Origin of the sequence: Phytobacter ursingii (genome assembly GCF_001022135.1) — a bacterium.
GTDB lineage: Bacteria > Pseudomonadota > Gammaproteobacteria > Enterobacterales > Enterobacteriaceae > Phytobacter > Phytobacter ursingii.
Genome location: NZ_CP011602.1, coordinates 2,581,573 through 2,596,240, shown reverse-complemented (window position 1 = coordinate 2,596,240; position 14,668 = coordinate 2,581,573). Strand labels below are relative to the sequence as shown.

Sequence of the window (14,668 nt, the reverse complement as noted above, 5' to 3'; positions counted from 1 at the left end):
AGTCTCTGCGCTTTGCTCTGCTTTTGCTGATAGCCGCCGCTCCCTTAGCCAGTGCCGCTGACTGGTTAAGCTGGCGCAAAACCGGTGACGCTACCTTAACCTGGGGTCCCTTTACCGTTTATACCTCGCAACTACGCACACCGCAGGGGCGGTATATCGCAGCAGATCAGGACCAGGCGTTAATCCTTACTTACGCACGGGATATTACGCGCGATGAACTGGTCGATGCGACGCGCGAACAGTGGCAGTCGCTGGGAATACTGACGCGGGAAGCGCAGAGCGAGACCTGGCTACACACCCTTGCCACCCTCTGGCCGGATGTCAGTTCCGGCACGCAACTGGCGTTTGTTCTTCGTGAGAAACGAGGACAGTTCTGGTATCGCGCATCGGCGGCGGAAAAAACCTTTACTCCGCTGGGCCCTCAGCAATCCCTGGCGTTCAGTATCAACTTTCTTGCCATCTGGCTCGATCCGCATACGCAATACCCCACGCTGCGTCAGCAGCTCATCGGAGGTGAAAAATGAAACGCATTCTGGCGCTTGGGTTGACGCTGCTCTTAATGCTGACAGGCTGTAGTAGCGAGATAAATGACTACCAGCATCAACAGCCACAGCTCGATATTTTTCACTATTTTCGTGGCAAGACTGAAGCCTGGGGCATGGTACAAGATCGCAGTGGCAAACAGTTGCGTCGTTTCCATGTTGACATACAGGGCGACGTGGTGGGCGATACGCTGACGCTCAACGAAAACTTTGTCTATGACGATGGCGAAAAACAGCAGCGGGTGTGGCATATACGGCGTATCGGTAACGATCGCTACGAAGGGACGGCCGGAGATATTGAAGGTGTCGCACGCGGTCAGGCGGCAGGCAATGCCTTCAACTGGCGCTACAGCATGAACGTGAAGGCTGACGGGAGTACCTGGCTGCTACACTTTGATGACTGGATGTATCTGCAGGACGATACACACCTCTTCAACAAAACTGCCATGAAGAAATTCGGCATTACCGTTGCAACGGTCACGCTCTTTTTCACCCGAAAAGCACAATAAAAAGGAGAGGGGTATGAAAACTCAACCGACGATTGGTATCAGCGGCTGTTTGACCGGCTCGGCCGTGCGTTTCGATGGCGGGCATAAGCGCATGGGCTTTGTGATGGACGAACTTGCCCAGTGGGTGACGTTTAGCCCTGTTTGCCCGGAAATGGCCATGGGGCTACCCGTCCCCCGACCGGCATTGCGTCTGGTTCAGACCGCCAGCGGAGAGACCCGGATGCGTTTTAGCCAGGCGCCGAATGAGGACGTCACACAAAAAATAGATGACTTCACCGCAGCGTATCTGCCGCGGGTGGCTGAACTGGCTGGCTTTATCGTCTGCGCGAAATCACCGAGTTGCGGTATGGAACGTGTGCGACTGTATGATGAAAAAGGGGGGCGAGGGCGCAAAGAGGGCGTGGGGCGTTTCACCGGTGCGTTACTCGCAGCGTACCCGTGGCTGCCGGTCGAGGAAGATGGTCGCCTGCACGACCCGGTATTGCGAGAGAACTTTGTGGAGCGGGTATTCGCTTTGCATGAGCTCAATACCCTGCGGGAACGAGGCCTGACCCGTCACAGCCTGCTCGATTTTCACAGTCGCTACAAACTCCAGCTACTGGCGCATCATCAGGCAGGATATCGTGAAATCGGACCGTTTGTCGCGTCACTTTCTCAGTGGGACAATCTGGATGCGTTTTTCGACGCTTACCGGGAAAAACTGATGGCGATCCTCAAACATCCGGCGTCCCGCAAAAACCATACTAACGTGCTGATGCACATTCAGGGCTATTTTCGCAACCAGCTTACGCCGCGTCAGCGTGGCGAGCTGCGAGAGGTGATTCTGCATTACCGCGCAGGGTTGCTGCCGATCCTGGCCCCCATAACATTGCTCAAACATTATCTTGGTGAATATCCAGACCAGTATCTGCTGGCACAAAACTATTTCAATCCCTATCCCAACGATTTAGGGCTTCGCCTCAATCTGAAATGATATTCGGCAGTGGCGTTTATGTCCGGCGGCGCCACTGCACGACCTGAGTTGGTGACAGGCGCATAACACGGTAAAGTATCGCCCGAATTCATCGCATGGGAATAAATAATGGCTGGCTGGCAACATATCGACGAACTGCAGGATATTGCTGCAGATCTCCCGCGTTTCATTGAGGATCTGACACACCTTGTAAGCCGACTGGGCCTGGATATCCGTGACCTCAATGCTGACCATATCTCGCTGCGCTGCCATCAGAATGCGACGGCTGAACGCTGGCGTCGCGGCTTTGAACAGTGCGGCAAGCTGCTCTCAGAAAACCTTATTAATGGCCGACCTATCTGCCTGTTCACCTTATCTCAGCCAGTGCAGGTAGCGCACTGGGCATTTACCGTGGTTGAACTGCCATGGCCTGGGGAAAAACGTTATCCGCATGAGGGATGGGAGCATATCGAAATAGTCCTGAAGGGTGAACCGGAAACCCTCAATGCTCGCGCACTGGCGCTGCTATCGGATGAAGGGTTGAGCCAGCCGGGGATTGTGGTGAAGACCAGTTCGCCAAAGGGCGATCGTGAGCGTCTGCCAAACCCCACGCTTGCCGTGACGGATGGTAAAGTCACCGTCAAATTTCACCCCTGGTCGATAGAAGAGATTGTCGCCAGCGAGCAATAGAATTTCGCTCTGTGAGGCGGCTCCGTATGCAGGTTGTCAGAAAATGCCATGCTGAGAAGGCTACATCTTAAAGAGAGAAGAGATGACATTACTGGAGATATGTTGCTATAGCGCAACCAGTGCGGAGATCGCGCAGAAAAATGGGGCCGACCGCATTGAACTGTGCGCTGCGCCGAAAGAAGGGGGGCTGACACCCTCGCTCGGGATGCTTAAAGCCGCCCGTCAGCGGGTGACCATCCCTGTGCATCCGATTGTGCGTCCGCGCGGAGGCGATTTTTGCTACGCCGACGATGAGTTCTCCGCCATGCTTGACGATATCCAGACCATCCGCGAACTGGGTTTCCCGGGAATGGTGACTGGCGTACTGGATGAGGACGGCAATGTTGATATGCCGCGTATGCAGCAGATTATTGAGGCGGCAGGGGACATGGCGGTGACTTTTCATCGCGCTTTCGATATGTGCGCAAAACCGCTTGAAACTGCTGAAAAATTAGGGGATTTAGGGATTTCCCGCATCCTGACATCGGGTCAGCAGGCGAGCGCAGAAAAAGGTCTTTCATTAATTATGGAACTAAATACCCATTCAGGTGTTCCAATCATTATGGCTGGTGCGGGTGTCCGTGCAGCGAACCTGCAGCGTTTTCTTGACGCGGGTGTGAAAGAAGTTCACAGCTCGGCAGGTATCTGGACACCGTCGCCCATGCGTTATCGCAATAAAGGATTGTCCATGTCGTCGGACGCCGCTGCGGATGAGTATTCGCGCTATGGTGTGGACGGCGAGGCAGTGGCGGTGATGAAGACAATGATTGTTCAGCATCGCCCATAACCCGTTTTTACCGCGCATCATGTCGCCCAATATGATGCTTGCTCGTACCAGGCCCCTGCCATTAACAGGGGCCTTTTTTTGTCTATATGTTTTGGCGAAAGGGCTTTGTCACTTGTCACGGTTTACGTGCAATTAACACGGCGCGTACCGGGGCCGGGTAGCCTTCAATGGTCTTCGAGTTGTCATTTGGATCAAGGAAATCAGCCAGCGATTCCGTCACCATCCAGGACGTACCGCGCTGTTCTTCTGTGGTGGTCGGGCAGATATCGGCGATACGGACATCAACAAAGCCGCACTTCTCAAGCCAGTTTTTCAGCGCCGCCGCCGAAGGAATAAAGTAAACATTACGCATTTGTGCATAGCGGTCACCCGGCACCAGAACAGTATGCTCATCACCTTCGACCACCAGCGTTTCCAGTACCAGTTCACCGTCTTTCACCAGTTGATCTTTCAACTGCCAGAGGTGTTCCAGCGGCGAGCGGCGGTGATACAGCACACCCATTGAAAAAACGGTATCGAAGGCGTTCAGCGCCGGAAGTTGCTCAATACCCAACGGCAATAAATGGGCGCGACGATCATCACCTAACAGCTTACGCACTGCTTCAAACTGACACAGGAACAACTGTGTGGGGTCGATACCCACCGCCAGCTTTGCCCCCGCGCCAATCATGCGCCACATATGGTAGCCACTGCCGCAGCCTACATCGAGGATCGTCCGACCCTGCAAATCAGACAGATGCGGCAGCACGCGATCCCATTTCCAGTCGGAACGCCATTCAGTGTCGATATTGATGCCATAAAGAGAGTAAGGCCCTTTACGCCATGGCATCAGGTGGCGCAGCAGGGTTTCCATGCGCGTCAGTTGACCCGCGCTTAACGGCATTTCGCTTTCAGCAGTGACGCTATTAAGCAAATCGAGATGCGATGGTGTCAGCTCCGGTAAGAAATTGACGGCGTTAGTCCACTGTTTGAACTGACCATGAAGCTGTTCACGTTGCCAGGCGGCAATCTGTGCTGGCAGGGTTTCTAACCAGTGCGACAGGGGACTGACGGCGATTTGCTGATAAAAACGGTCGAACGTAATCATGCCGCGTCACCCGCTTTCAGGGCAATCAGCGAACCAAAATTGAAGCACTGGAACCAGACTTCACTGTGTTCAAAACCGGCCTGTTGCAGGCGGGATTTATGCTTTTCGACTGAATCCGTCAGCATCACATTTTCCAGCATGCTACGCTTCTGGCTGATTTCCAGCTCGCTGTAACCGTTGGCGCGTTTAAAGTCATGGTGCATGTTGAATAACAGTTCGCCGACGTTGGCATCTTCAAAACTGAATTTTTCCGACAACACCAGCGCGCCGCCAGGATTCAGCCCCTGATAAATCTTATCCAGCAGCGCCTGACGTTCATCTGGCACAAGGAACTGCAGGGTAAAATTCAGCACTACCATGGACGCGTTTTCAATAGCGATATCGCGAATATCGCCTTCGATAACCTCGACCGGCGTCGGTGCTTTATACGCATCAAGATGACGGCGGCAGCGTTCAACCATAGCAGGCGAGTTATCAACGGCAATAATTTTGCAGCCGTCGTGATGGATATTACGGCGCACGGAAAGTGTCGCAGCACCTAAAGAGCAGCCCAGATCGTAAATCTGCGTCTGCGGCTGAACGAAACGCTCCGCCAGCATGCCGATCATCGAGATAATATTGGAGTAACCCGGTACGGAGCGCTGGATCATATCCGGGAAGACTTCGGCAACCCGTTCGTCAAAGGTCCAGTCGCCCAGGCTGGCGATAGGCGCGGAAAAAAGCATGTCGCGGTTAGACATAATGTAAACATCCGGGAAAACAAAGTGGCGTATTGTGCGCTAATGCAGGGAGAAAACCAACTCCCAGGGCATATACCACAAGTTTGCAACCACCATCAGCAGTAGTGAACTCCAGGTCGCGCTCATACCGGAACGGCGCCAGCTCAGCTGTCGGTGATGAAGCCCGTAGTAATGCATTAAGCGTCCGGCAATAAGCAGGATGCCGCACACGTGAACCATCCAGGTTTCAGCGCCGTTCATCTCCATAAATAATAGCAACACCAACGCCAGCGGAATGTATTCCACCGCGTTGCCGTGAATACGGATGGCGCTTTGCAACTCGCTGAATCCACCGTCGCCATAGCTGACGCGGTATTGCATGCGCAGACGCACAACATCAAATGAAAACTTAATGAGCAGTAACGCACCCAGCACGGCATACAGCGCGCTTACCATACAAACTCCCTTTATACGCGGATGGCTTTACAATGATAAGTAATCCATTCAGAAAAGAGAAGATTGCAGCGGAATGGGCGGAGCAGTGCCCAGTGACGGCAGTGCCCGCTGAAGATCTTTCCACAGTATGTCCACGAGTTCCGGTGATTGACCGTTATCGGGAGTATGCAAAAACAGATATGGCGTGGTCTGCTGTTCCCATTGCGGCAGCTTCTCCAGCCAGACGCTGAATAATTGACGGTTCTGTTCCATGTCGTCACTACCGATAAAGCGGATTAATGGGTTTTGCGCAGTCACCAGGGCATGTACCGGCAATTTGGGCTTCTTGCGTTGTGCATCAATCACCGCTTCGCTATTCGGGATGGCGCTGTGAATGGGGCGGCTATCAAGAATAACCCGGTTGACGCCGCGCTGGTGCAGGCCGCGGTAAAGCGACAGTTCCGTCTCGCCTTTGGCGAAAAACTCCGGGTGACGCACTTCAACGCCGTAGGTGAAATCAGCCGGAAGGCTATCCAGAAATGCCCACAATGCCGGCAGATCGCGCGGACCAAAGGTAGCGGGCAGTTGTAACCAGTACTGACCGATACGCGTTTCCAGTGGCGCAAGACGGGTGAAAAATTCCTGCGTCAAATCGCTGCACTGGCGCAGCGAGGCCTGATGGGAAATGGTCGCCGGAAATTTAAAGCAAAAGCGAAAAGCATCGTGGGTTTGATGGTACCAGCGCTGGACAATCTCGGCCTTCGGCAGTGCATATAGCGTGGTATTGCCCTCCACGCAATTAAAGTGGCGGGCGTACTCTTCAAGGCTGGTGATGCCAAGGCGCACCCATTTCGGGTGCGACCATTGCGGCAGGCCAAGATAAATCATAATGCGCTCAGGATCTCCTGGGTGCTGCGCACGCGGCCAATCCGCGGGAAGATATTTTTCATACTGCCCTGGTGCTGTTCGCTGCTGGCAGCAGAGCAGGCGTCTTCCGCAACCACCAGCTTAAAGCCCAGTTCCCAGGCGTTGCGGGCGGTGGATTCCACACCGATGTTCGTGGAAATCCCGCACAGGACGATGGTGTCGATACCGCGACGGCGCAGTTGCAGCTCAAGATCGGTACCGTAGAATGCGCCCCACTGGCGCTTAGTGACCTCAATGTCACTCTCTTTCTTGCCCAGCGCCAGCGGATACGTCCACCAGTTTTCCGGCAGCGCGTGGCCGCCCGCCTGCACATCGACCGGCTGTTTTAGCGCTTCGGCAAAATCGGCGGACCAGCCAACACGAACCAGAATCACCGGTGCATTATTGGCGCGAAACGCCTCAGCCAGCGTCGCTGCACGTTTCACCACATCCTCAGCGCTGTGCGGACCACCGGCAAACGGCAGAATACCTTCCTGTAAATCGATAACCACCAGGGCGGTGTGGGCAGCATTAAGTTCAAGCATGATAACTCCTGAAAAAAGAATGAGGTCGCACTTACCTTACGCGGTATCCTGCTGCACCCGGTTTACAAATTTTGTTAATTTTTGTGAGAATACGCACTAAGCGTGCGCAGCAAACGCGCGTACAGGCGGTATCGGGCTTATCGTGTGCCATTATTTCCAGTATAATAGCCGCCTTTTTTCATCCAGTTGTGACATTCAGCTAAAGCTGCGACATCGTCGCCTGCACGGCAGGCAACAATCAGCCTGCGGCAAAGTTAAGGGATATCTCATGCGTACAGAATATTGCGGACAGTTGCGTAAGTCCCACGTGGGGCAGCAGGTGACTCTGTGTGGTTGGGTCAATCGTCGTCGTGATCTCGGCAGCCTCATTTTTATTGATATGCGTGATCGTGAAGGCATCGTCCAGGTGTTCTTCGACCCGGACGCCGAAGCCTTCAAACTGGCTTCCGAACTGCGTAATGAGTTCTGCATCGTGGTGACCGGCACCGTGCGTGCTCGTGACGAAAAAAACGTCAACAGCGATATGGCGACTGGCGAAGTGGAAGTGTTTGCCACCGAACTGACCATTATCAACCGCTCTGAGCCGCTGCCGCTGGATTCCAACCAGGTCAATACCGAAGAAGCGCGCCTGAAATATCGCTATCTGGACCTGCGTCGTCCGGAAATGGCTCAGCGCCTGAAAACCCGCGCCAAAATTACCAGCTTCGTGCGTCGTTTTATGGATGACCACGGTTTCCTTGATATCGAAACCCCGATGCTGACCAAAGCGACGCCGGAAGGCGCGCGCGACTATCTGGTGCCTTCACGCGTACATAAAGGCAAATTCTACGCGCTGCCGCAGTCTCCACAGCTGTTCAAACAGCTGCTGATGATGTCCGGCTTCGATCGCTACTATCAGATTGTGAAATGCTTCCGTGATGAAGATCTGCGCGCTGACCGTCAGCCAGAATTCACCCAGATCGACGTGGAAACTTCCTTCATGACCGCACCGCAGGTGCGCGAAGTGATGGAAGAACTGATCCGCAACCTGTGGCTGGACATTAAAGGTGTGGACCTCGGCCAGTTCCCGATCATGACTTTCGCCGAAGCGGAGCGTCGTTACGGTTCCGATAAACCGGACCTGCGTAACCCAATGGAACTGGTGGACGTGGCCGACCTGCTGAAAAACGTTGAGTTTGCGGTGTTTGCCGGTCCGGCTAACGATGCGAAAGGCCGTGTTGCCGCACTGCGCGTTCCTGGCGGTGCGTCTCTGACCCGTAAGTTGATTGATGAATACGGCAACTTTGTGAAGATCTACGGCGCGAAAGGCCTGGCTTACATTAAAGTGACCGAACGCGCGAAAGGCATGGAAGGTATCAACAGCCCGGTGGCGAAATTCCTGACTGCGGACATTGTCGAAGCGATTCTGGAGCGTACCGGCGCGCAAGATGGCGACATGATTTTCTTCGGCGCAGACCACAAGAAAGTGGTTGCTGATGCGTTGGGGGCGCTGCGTCTGAAACTCGGTAAGGATCTGAACCTGACCGATGAGAACAAATGGGCACCGCTGTGGGTTATCGACTTCCCGATGTTTGAAGATGACGGCGAAGGCGGCCTGACCGCGATGCACCATCCGTTCACCTCACCGAAAGACATGACGGCGGATGAGCTGAAAGCCGCACCGGAAGATGCGGTCGCGAACGCGTACGACATGGTGATCAACGGCTACGAAGTGGGCGGTGGTTCTGTGCGTATTCACCGTGGTGACATGCAGCAGACCGTGTTCGGCATTCTGGGCATTACTGAACAGGAACAGCGCGAGAAGTTCGGCTTCCTGCTGGATGCGCTGAAATTTGGTACCCCGCCGCACGCAGGTCTGGCATTTGGTCTGGATCGTCTGACCATGCTGCTGACCGGTACCGACAACATTCGTGACGTTATTGCCTTCCCGAAAACCACCGCGGCTGCGTGTCTGATGACCGAAGCACCGAGCTTTGCTAACCCGGCCTCCCTGGCGGAACTGGGTATCGAAGTGGTGAAAAAGGAAGAGAAAAACTGATATGGCTTATATACACGACATCCTTCCCGCTGCATCACGGCGGCAACTGAGTGAACTCCAATGGGCATAGATAACTATGCGAATGGGATGAACGAAGGCAGCCAACAAAGAGGCAGCGTGAAAGATAAAGTGTATAAGCATCCCGTTTCTGTGCTGGTCGTTATTTATGCTCAGGACACAAAGCGGGTGCTGATGTTGCAGCGACGCGACGATCCCGATTTCTGGCAGTCGGTTACCGGCAGCCTGGAGGAGGGGGAGTCCGCATCGCAAGCCGCCGCGCGTGAAGTAAAGGAAGAGGTCGCCATTGACGTTGCGACTGAGCAACTGGCCTTAATTGACTGTCAGCGCACGGTGGAGTTTGAAATTTTTGAACATTTACGTCATCGCTATGCCCCTGGCGTGGTGCGCAATACCGAATCCTGGTTCTGTCTTGCGCTACCTCATGAACGGTCGGTCGTGTTCACTGAACATCTGGCTTACCGCTGGGTTGATGCGCCGCAAGCGGCCGCGTTAACCAAGTCATGGAGCAACCGGCAGGCGATTGAAGAATTTGTAATTCATGCCGTATAAATCAACGGTTAAGTGGAGAGTTTCTTATGGCAGGTCACAGTAAATGGGCCAACACCAAACACCGCAAAGCGGCACAGGATGCCAAGCGCGGTAAAATCTTTACCAAAATTATTCGTGAGCTGGTTACCGCAGCGCGCCTTGGCGGCGGCGATATCGGTTCCAACCCGCGTCTGCGTGCGGCGGTGGATAAAGCGCTGTCGAACAACATGACCCGTGACACCCTGAACCGTGCTATCGCACGTGGCGTGGGCGGTGATGAAGACGCGAACATGGAAACCATCATTTATGAAGGTTACGGTCCTGGTGGCACAGCGGTGATGGTGGAATGTCTGTCTGACAACCGTAACCGTACCGTTGCCGAAGTGCGCCATGCCTTTACCAAAACCGGTGGTAACCTGGGCACTGACGGCTCCGTTTCCTACCTGTTCAGCAAAAAAGGCGTGATCTCTTTCGAGAAAGGCGACGAAGACACTATCATGGAAGCCGCCCTGGAAGCGGGCGCAGAAGACGTTGTGACCTTCGATGACGGTGCCATTGACGTTTATACCGCATGGGAAGAGATGGGCGCTGTGCGCGATGCGCTGGAAGCCGCAGGTCTGAAAGCCGACAACGCCGAAGTCTCCATGATCCCGTCAACCAAAGCGGATATGGATGCGGAAACCGCACCGAAACTGCTGCGTTTGATCGATATGCTGGAAGATTGCGACGATGTCCAGGAAGTTTACCATAACGGTGAAATTTCTGACGAGGTTGCGGCTACTCTGTGATGAGGCCACTTATCGCAATAACTGGAGACGCGTGATGGCTGTCATTCTCGGTATCGACCCGGGATCACGCGTAACCGGTTACGGTGTGATTCGCCAGGTAGGCAGGCAACTGACCTACCTGGGCAGCGGATGCATCCGTACCAAAGTTGATGATTTACCGTCGCGCCTGAAATTAATATATGCCGGTGTGACGGAAATCATCACCCAGTTCCAGCCTGATTATTTCGCGATTGAACAAGTCTTTATGGCAAAAAACGCCGATTCTGCGCTTAAGCTTGGGCAGGCTCGCGGCGTGGCCATTGTGGCTGCTGTAAACCAGGATCTGCCCGTGTTTGAATATGCGGCCCGCCAGGTCAAACAAACCGTAGTGGGAATTGGCAGCGCCGAGAAAAGCCAGGTTCAGCATATGGTGCGCACCTTGCTGAAACTTCCGGCGAACCCGCAGGCGGATGCCGCCGATGCGCTGGCGATTGCTATCACCCATTGCCATGTCAGCCAGAACGCAATGCAGATGAGCGATACCCGGCTTAATCTGGCGCGCGGCCGGCTGCGCTAAGTAATGCGCTGATCTTTTGGGCATCCTCTGGCGTTGAGGGGTTGTAAACGATCATCGTCAGGTCCGGCTGCCCTTCAACGGCAAAACTCGAATACTCCAGCGATAATCTCCCCGCCTCGCGATGGATCAACACTTTTGTGCCTTCACCCATCGTGTCGATGGTATTGCTGCGCCAGAGCTCGGCAAACAGCGGCGATGCGGCCATCAATTCATCTATGAGCGGTTTCACTTCTGCTGTTGCGCCTGAGCGGGTGGCATCCGCGCGAAAAGCGGCGACCAGCGACTGTGCCAGGCCTTCCCAGTCTGCCTGGACCTCACGCACCTGCGGGTCGAGAAAGATACGCCGCAAAATATTGCGCTCGGTATGGGGCAACTTTGCATAATCGGTCAGCACTACGGCGGCGGGCTGATTCCACGCCAGAACACACCAGGTCGCGGTGCGGATCATCGCCGGGCTGAGCGTCATGCAATCCAGCACTTTTTGCAGCCGCGCCGTGACGGCCAGCGACGGGGTATAACGCACCTCAGGGGCGCGACCGAGCGCCAGATGGAAAACATGCTCACGTTCGGGTGGGCTAAGTTGTAAGGCGTGGCATAAGCGCTCCAGTACCTCTGCTGAGGGCGTACCGCCGCGCCCCTGTTCGAGCCAGGTGTACCAGGTGGCACTAATACAGGCCAGGTGCGCCACCTCTTCACGGCGTAATCCGGGGGTGCGGCGTCGACCGGTATGAAAGCCAAGCGCATCCGGGTCAAGACGCGCACGGCGGTGTTTGAGGTAATCGCCTAACTCTGTGGGACGGGTATCGCGCTGCATCCTGTTAGTCCTTATACCACGATAATGTCACTACTTTTCACCTCTGAGGATATTCATCACTATCACGTGATGAGTCAACAAAAGGGGAGTGAGCTATGCATGTTTTTCTGACGGGGGCGTCTGGCTGGGTCGGTTCAGCCGTCGCTGAGGATCTGCTGGCCGCCGGGCATCACGTGACCGGGCTGGTGCGCAATGCGGAAAAAGCGCAGGCGCTGGTGGCGTTGGGCGCACAGGTGGTGACCGGAACGCTGGACGATCATCAACTATTGCATAACGGCGCAGACCGTGCGGATGCGGTTATCCATACCGCCTTTAACCATGACTTTTCACGCTTTAGCGAGAATTGCGCACAGGATGAGCGCGCCATCCAGGTTCTGGGGGATGCGTTACGCGGCAGCGACCGTCCTCTGCTGGTGACCTCCGGGCTGGCGATGATTGCCCCGGGGCGTCTGGCGACAGAAAATGACCTGCCGTTTGTGGCGCCGTCGTATCCACGCCGCTCTGAGCCTGCGGTGCGTGCACTGGCGGAAAAGGGCGTGCGGACAGCAACGGTACGGCTGTCACCCACGGTCCACGGCGTGGGCGATCACGGATTTATTCCCATCCTGATGGGGCTTGCGAAGCAAACAGGCGTCTCGGCCTGGCCTGAGGACGTGGAGAACCGCTGGGCGGCTGTGCATCGCCGGGATGCCGCCAGGCTTTATCGGTTAGCGCTGGAGACGGGGGTTACCCAGGCGGTCTATCATGCGGCGGCGGAAGATGGGATCCTGTTTCGCGATATTGCGCAGGCTATCGGTAACCACCTGGGGATACCTGCTGAGCCGCGGGCGAGGGACCATTTTGGCTGGTTTGCTGATTTTGCTTGTCTCGATATGGCCGCAAGCAGTGAACAGACGCGTACGGTATTGGGCTGGAACCCGACGCATCCGACGCTGTTTGCCGACCTCGCCCAGGCGGAATATTAGGCCAGTAAGTCAACGCACTTCGCTTTTCATCAATAAGCGGCTGGATATCTATCCAGCCTTTTTTTATGATACAGCATTCTTACTTCGGCCATTAACGCAGGAGCGTCATGTGATAGGCAGACTCAGAGGCATTATTCTGGAAAAACAGCCCCCTTTAGTCCTGATGGAAGTCGGAGGCGTGGGCTACGAAGTGCATATGCCGATGACCTGCTTCTATGAACTGCCGGAGGCGGGAAAGGAAGCCGTTGTCTTCACCCATTTTGTGGTGCGTGAAGATGCGCATCTGCTGTTTGGTTTTAACAATAAGCAAGAGCGCACGCTATTTCGTGAACTGATTAAGACCAACGGCGTAGGGCCAAAACTGGCGCTGGCTATCCTTTCCGGCATGAACGCGCAACAATTTGTGAATGCCGTGGAACGCGAAGACCCTGCGGCGTTGATTAAACTGCCGGGTATCGGCAAGAAGACGGCAGAGCGACTGATTGTCGAAATGAAAGACCGCTTTAAAGGTTTACATGGCGATCTGTTCACGCCAGCTGCCGATCTGGTGCTGACATCCCCCGCCAGCCCGAATACAGATGATGCGGAACAAGAAGCGGTTGCCGCACTGGTGGCGTTGGGCTATAAACCTCAGGAAGCCAGCCGGATGGTGAGCAAAATCGCCAAACCGGGCGCCAACAGTGAAACTCTGATCCGCGAAGCATTACGCGCCGCGTTGTGAGGTAAAGGATGATTGAAGCAGACCGTCTGGTCTCCCCCGACAGCGTTATTAATGCAGAAGAGGTTGCAGATCGCGCTATCCGGCCAAAATTACTGGCGGAGTACGTCGGGCAGCCGCAGGTGCGCTCGCAAATGGAAATTTTTATTCAGGCGGCGAAGCTGCGTGGTGACGCGCTGGATCACTTGTTGATATTTGGCCCCCCGGGGTTGGGTAAAACTACTCTCGCGAACATTGTTGCTAACGAGATGGGCGTCAATCTGCGAACCACCTCAGGCCCGGTGCTGGAAAAAGCGGGCGATCTCGCGGCGATGCTCACCAACCTCGAACCGCATGACGTACTGTTTATCGATGAAATACACCGTCTCTCGCCGGTGGTTGAAGAAGTCCTCTACCCGGCAATGGAAGATTATCAGCTTGATATCATGATCGGTGAAGGCCCGGCAGCGCGCTCAATCAAGATTGATTTGCCCCCCTTTACGCTAATTGGCGCAACCACGCGTGCCGGTTCATTAACCTCACCGTTGCGCGATCGTTTCGGTATTGTGCAGCGGCTGGAGTTTTATCAGGTGGCGGATTTACAGCACATTGTCGGGCGTAGCGCACGCTATATGGGACTGGAGATGAGCGAAGACGGCGCGCTGGAAGTGGCGAGACGTTCGCGCGGTACGCCGCGTATTGCTAACCGTCTGCTACGTCGGGTGCGCGATTTTGCCGAAGTGAAGCATGATGGCGCAATTACGCATGATATCGCTTCCCAGGCGCTGGATATGCTGAACGTGGACGCGGAAGGGTTTGATTACATGGACCGCAAGCTGCTGCTGGCGGTCATCGACAAGTTCTTTGGTGGGCCGGTGGGGCTGGATAACCTTGCTGCCGCGATTGGTGAAGAACGCGAAACCATTGAAGATGTACTGGAGCCTTTTCTCATTCAGCAAGGCTTCCTGCAACGTACCCCGCGTGGCCGCATGGCGACGGTCAGAGCATGGAACCACTTTGGTATTACACCGCCTGAGATGCCCTGAGATT

18 protein-coding genes are annotated in these 14,668 nt (G+C 55.0%); 12 read left to right on the top strand and 6 right to left on the bottom strand.

Translation table 11 applies throughout. The annotated features are described in order from the left end of the window. The first annotated feature begins 5 nt into the window (after window positions 1–5). The 5 genes from AB182_RS15720 to cutC all read left to right on the top strand — a co-directional run bounded on the left by AB182_RS15720 (window position 6) and on the right by cutC (window position 3,519). On the top strand, window positions 6–524 hold the full coding sequence (locus AB182_RS15720) for a hypothetical protein (protein ID WP_047373325.1): 519 nt from the start codon (window positions 6–8) through the stop codon (window positions 522–524). Continuing rightward, window positions 521–1,051: a DUF3833 domain-containing protein gene (locus AB182_RS15715; RefSeq protein WP_047370920.1), complete on the top strand. Its 531-nt coding sequence runs from the start codon at window positions 521–523 to the stop codon at window positions 1,049–1,051. The genes AB182_RS15720 and AB182_RS15715 overlap by 4 nt, the downstream gene beginning before the upstream one ends. A gap of 13 nt (window positions 1,052–1,064) precedes the next feature. Beyond that, window positions 1,065–2,024, top strand: coding sequence for a YbgA family protein (locus tag AB182_RS15710; RefSeq protein ID WP_047370919.1), 960 nt, complete (start codon window positions 1,065–1,067; stop codon window positions 2,022–2,024). Between the two features lie 108 nt (window positions 2,025–2,132). Further along, the gene (locus AB182_RS15705; RefSeq protein WP_047370918.1) at window positions 2,133–2,693 is read left to right on the top strand and encodes a VOC family protein; all 561 of its coding nucleotides are present in this window, start codon (window positions 2,133–2,135) and stop codon (window positions 2,691–2,693) included. An 82-nt stretch (window positions 2,694–2,775) separates the two neighbouring features. Next, window positions 2,776–3,519: a copper homeostasis protein CutC gene (gene cutC, locus AB182_RS15700; protein WP_047370917.1), complete on the top strand. Its 744-nt coding sequence runs from the start codon at window positions 2,776–2,778 to the stop codon at window positions 3,517–3,519. 115 nt (window positions 3,520–3,634) lie between these two features. Here cutC and cmoB read toward each other — a convergent pair whose 3' ends face one another. Genes cmoB through AB182_RS15675 form a run of 5 tightly spaced genes read right to left on the bottom strand, consistent with a single transcriptional unit; the run spans window position 3,635 to window position 7,211 of the window. Continuing rightward, the gene (cmoB, locus tag AB182_RS15695; RefSeq protein WP_047370916.1) at window positions 3,635–4,606 is read right to left on the bottom strand and encodes a tRNA 5-methoxyuridine(34)/uridine 5-oxyacetic acid(34) synthase CmoB; all 972 of its coding nucleotides are present in this window, start codon (window positions 4,604–4,606) and stop codon (window positions 3,635–3,637) included. Then, a complete protein-coding gene (gene cmoA / locus AB182_RS15690) occupies window positions 4,603–5,346 on the bottom strand; it encodes a carboxy-S-adenosyl-L-methionine synthase CmoA (RefSeq protein ID WP_047370915.1) in 744 nt (247 codons plus the stop codon). The genes cmoB and cmoA overlap by 4 nt, the downstream gene beginning before the upstream one ends. Window positions 5,347–5,385: 39 nt before the next feature. Next, window positions 5,386–5,781 (bottom strand): MAPEG family protein, encoded by a 396-nt coding sequence (locus AB182_RS15685; protein WP_047370914.1) that lies wholly within the window; start codon window positions 5,779–5,781, stop codon window positions 5,386–5,388. A 48-nt stretch (window positions 5,782–5,829) separates the two neighbouring features. Beyond that, window positions 5,830–6,648, bottom strand: coding sequence for a DUF72 domain-containing protein (locus AB182_RS15680; protein ID WP_047370913.1), 819 nt, complete (start codon window positions 6,646–6,648; stop codon window positions 5,830–5,832). Beyond that, window positions 6,645–7,211: a hydrolase gene (locus AB182_RS15675; RefSeq protein WP_047370912.1), complete on the bottom strand. Its 567-nt coding sequence runs from the start codon at window positions 7,209–7,211 to the stop codon at window positions 6,645–6,647. Before AB182_RS15675 ends, AB182_RS15680 begins: the two co-directional genes overlap by 4 nt. Before the next feature lie 268 nt (window positions 7,212–7,479). On the opposite strand from AB182_RS15675, the gene aspS reads away from it, so the two are divergent. The 4 genes from aspS to ruvC all read left to right on the top strand — a co-directional run bounded on the left by aspS (window position 7,480) and on the right by ruvC (window position 11,142). Next, window positions 7,480–9,249, top strand: a complete 1,770-nt coding sequence (aspS, locus tag AB182_RS15670) for an aspartate--tRNA ligase (RefSeq protein ID WP_047370911.1) — start codon at window positions 7,480–7,482, stop codon at window positions 9,247–9,249. Window positions 9,250–9,366: 117 nt separating this feature from the next. Beyond that, window positions 9,367–9,819 carry a dihydroneopterin triphosphate diphosphatase gene (gene nudB / locus AB182_RS15665; protein ID WP_047373324.1) on the top strand — a complete coding sequence of 151 codons (453 nt, stop codon included), beginning with the start codon at window positions 9,367–9,369 and terminating at the stop codon, window positions 9,817–9,819. A 26-nt stretch (window positions 9,820–9,845) separates the two neighbouring features. After that, window positions 9,846–10,586, top strand: a complete 741-nt coding sequence (locus AB182_RS15660) for a YebC/PmpR family DNA-binding transcriptional regulator (RefSeq protein WP_047370910.1) — start codon at window positions 9,846–9,848, stop codon at window positions 10,584–10,586. Between the two features lie 34 nt (window positions 10,587–10,620). After that, window positions 10,621–11,142 carry a crossover junction endodeoxyribonuclease RuvC gene (gene ruvC, locus AB182_RS15655; protein ID WP_047370909.1) on the top strand — a complete coding sequence of 174 codons (522 nt, stop codon included), beginning with the start codon at window positions 10,621–10,623 and terminating at the stop codon, window positions 11,140–11,142. Here the strand turns inward: ruvC and AB182_RS15650 are convergent. Further along, window positions 11,114–11,956: a helix-turn-helix transcriptional regulator gene (locus tag AB182_RS15650; RefSeq protein ID WP_047370908.1), complete on the bottom strand. Its 843-nt coding sequence runs from the start codon at window positions 11,954–11,956 to the stop codon at window positions 11,114–11,116. The genes ruvC and AB182_RS15650 overlap by 29 nt on opposite strands. Before the next feature lie 95 nt (window positions 11,957–12,051). Between AB182_RS15650 and AB182_RS15645 the strand changes: the two genes are divergently transcribed. The 3 genes from AB182_RS15645 to ruvB all read left to right on the top strand — a co-directional run bounded on the left by AB182_RS15645 (window position 12,052) and on the right by ruvB (window position 14,664). Further along, entirely contained in the window at window positions 12,052–12,921 is an 870-nt protein-coding gene (locus AB182_RS15645; RefSeq protein ID WP_047370907.1) for an SDR family oxidoreductase, read from the top strand. Between the two features lie 109 nt (window positions 12,922–13,030). Then, window positions 13,031–13,642, top strand: a complete 612-nt coding sequence (ruvA, locus tag AB182_RS15640; protein ID WP_047370906.1) for a Holliday junction branch migration protein RuvA — start codon at window positions 13,031–13,033, stop codon at window positions 13,640–13,642. A gap of 8 nt (window positions 13,643–13,650) precedes the next feature. Beyond that, entirely contained in the window at window positions 13,651–14,664 is a 1,014-nt protein-coding gene (gene ruvB, locus AB182_RS15635) for a Holliday junction branch migration DNA helicase RuvB (protein ID WP_047370905.1), read from the top strand. Window positions 14,665–14,668 lie beyond the last annotated feature (4 nt).

What these genes read in the sequence shown, in the direction of transcription:
- cmoB (WP_047370916.1), bottom strand. Translation starts at nt 4,606, where the DNA reads ATGATTACGTTCGACCGTTTTTATCAGCAAATCGCCGTCAGTCCCCTG.
- ruvC (WP_047370909.1), top strand. Translation starts at nt 10,621, where the DNA reads ATGGCTGTCATTCTCGGTATCGACCCGGGATCACGCGTAACCGGTTAC.
- AB182_RS15650 (WP_047370908.1), bottom strand. Translation starts at nt 11,956, where the DNA reads ATGCAGCGCGATACCCGTCCCACAGAGTTAGGCGATTACCTCAAACAC.
- cutC (WP_047370917.1), top strand. Translation starts at nt 2,776, where the DNA reads ATGACATTACTGGAGATATGTTGCTATAGCGCAACCAGTGCGGAGATC.
- AB182_RS15705 (WP_047370918.1), top strand. Translation starts at nt 2,133, where the DNA reads ATGGCTGGCTGGCAACATATCGACGAACTGCAGGATATTGCTGCAGAT.
- AB182_RS15680 (WP_047370913.1), bottom strand. Translation starts at nt 6,648, where the DNA reads ATGATTTATCTTGGCCTGCCGCAATGGTCGCACCCGAAATGGGTGCGC.
- ruvB (WP_047370905.1), top strand. Translation starts at nt 13,651, where the DNA reads ATGATTGAAGCAGACCGTCTGGTCTCCCCCGACAGCGTTATTAATGCA.
- cmoA (WP_047370915.1), bottom strand. Translation starts at nt 5,346, where the DNA reads ATGTCTAACCGCGACATGCTTTTTTCCGCGCCTATCGCCAGCCTGGGC.
- AB182_RS15710 (WP_047370919.1), top strand. Translation starts at nt 1,065, where the DNA reads ATGAAAACTCAACCGACGATTGGTATCAGCGGCTGTTTGACCGGCTCG.
- AB182_RS15660 (WP_047370910.1), top strand. Translation starts at nt 9,846, where the DNA reads ATGGCAGGTCACAGTAAATGGGCCAACACCAAACACCGCAAAGCGGCA.
- aspS (WP_047370911.1), top strand. Translation starts at nt 7,480, where the DNA reads ATGCGTACAGAATATTGCGGACAGTTGCGTAAGTCCCACGTGGGGCAG.
- AB182_RS15715 (WP_047370920.1), top strand. Translation starts at nt 521, where the DNA reads ATGAAACGCATTCTGGCGCTTGGGTTGACGCTGCTCTTAATGCTGACA.
- AB182_RS15645 (WP_047370907.1), top strand. Translation starts at nt 12,052, where the DNA reads ATGCATGTTTTTCTGACGGGGGCGTCTGGCTGGGTCGGTTCAGCCGTC.
- AB182_RS15675 (WP_047370912.1), bottom strand. Translation starts at nt 7,211, where the DNA reads ATGCTTGAACTTAATGCTGCCCACACCGCCCTGGTGGTTATCGATTTA.
- AB182_RS15685 (WP_047370914.1), bottom strand. Translation starts at nt 5,781, where the DNA reads ATGGTAAGCGCGCTGTATGCCGTGCTGGGTGCGTTACTGCTCATTAAG.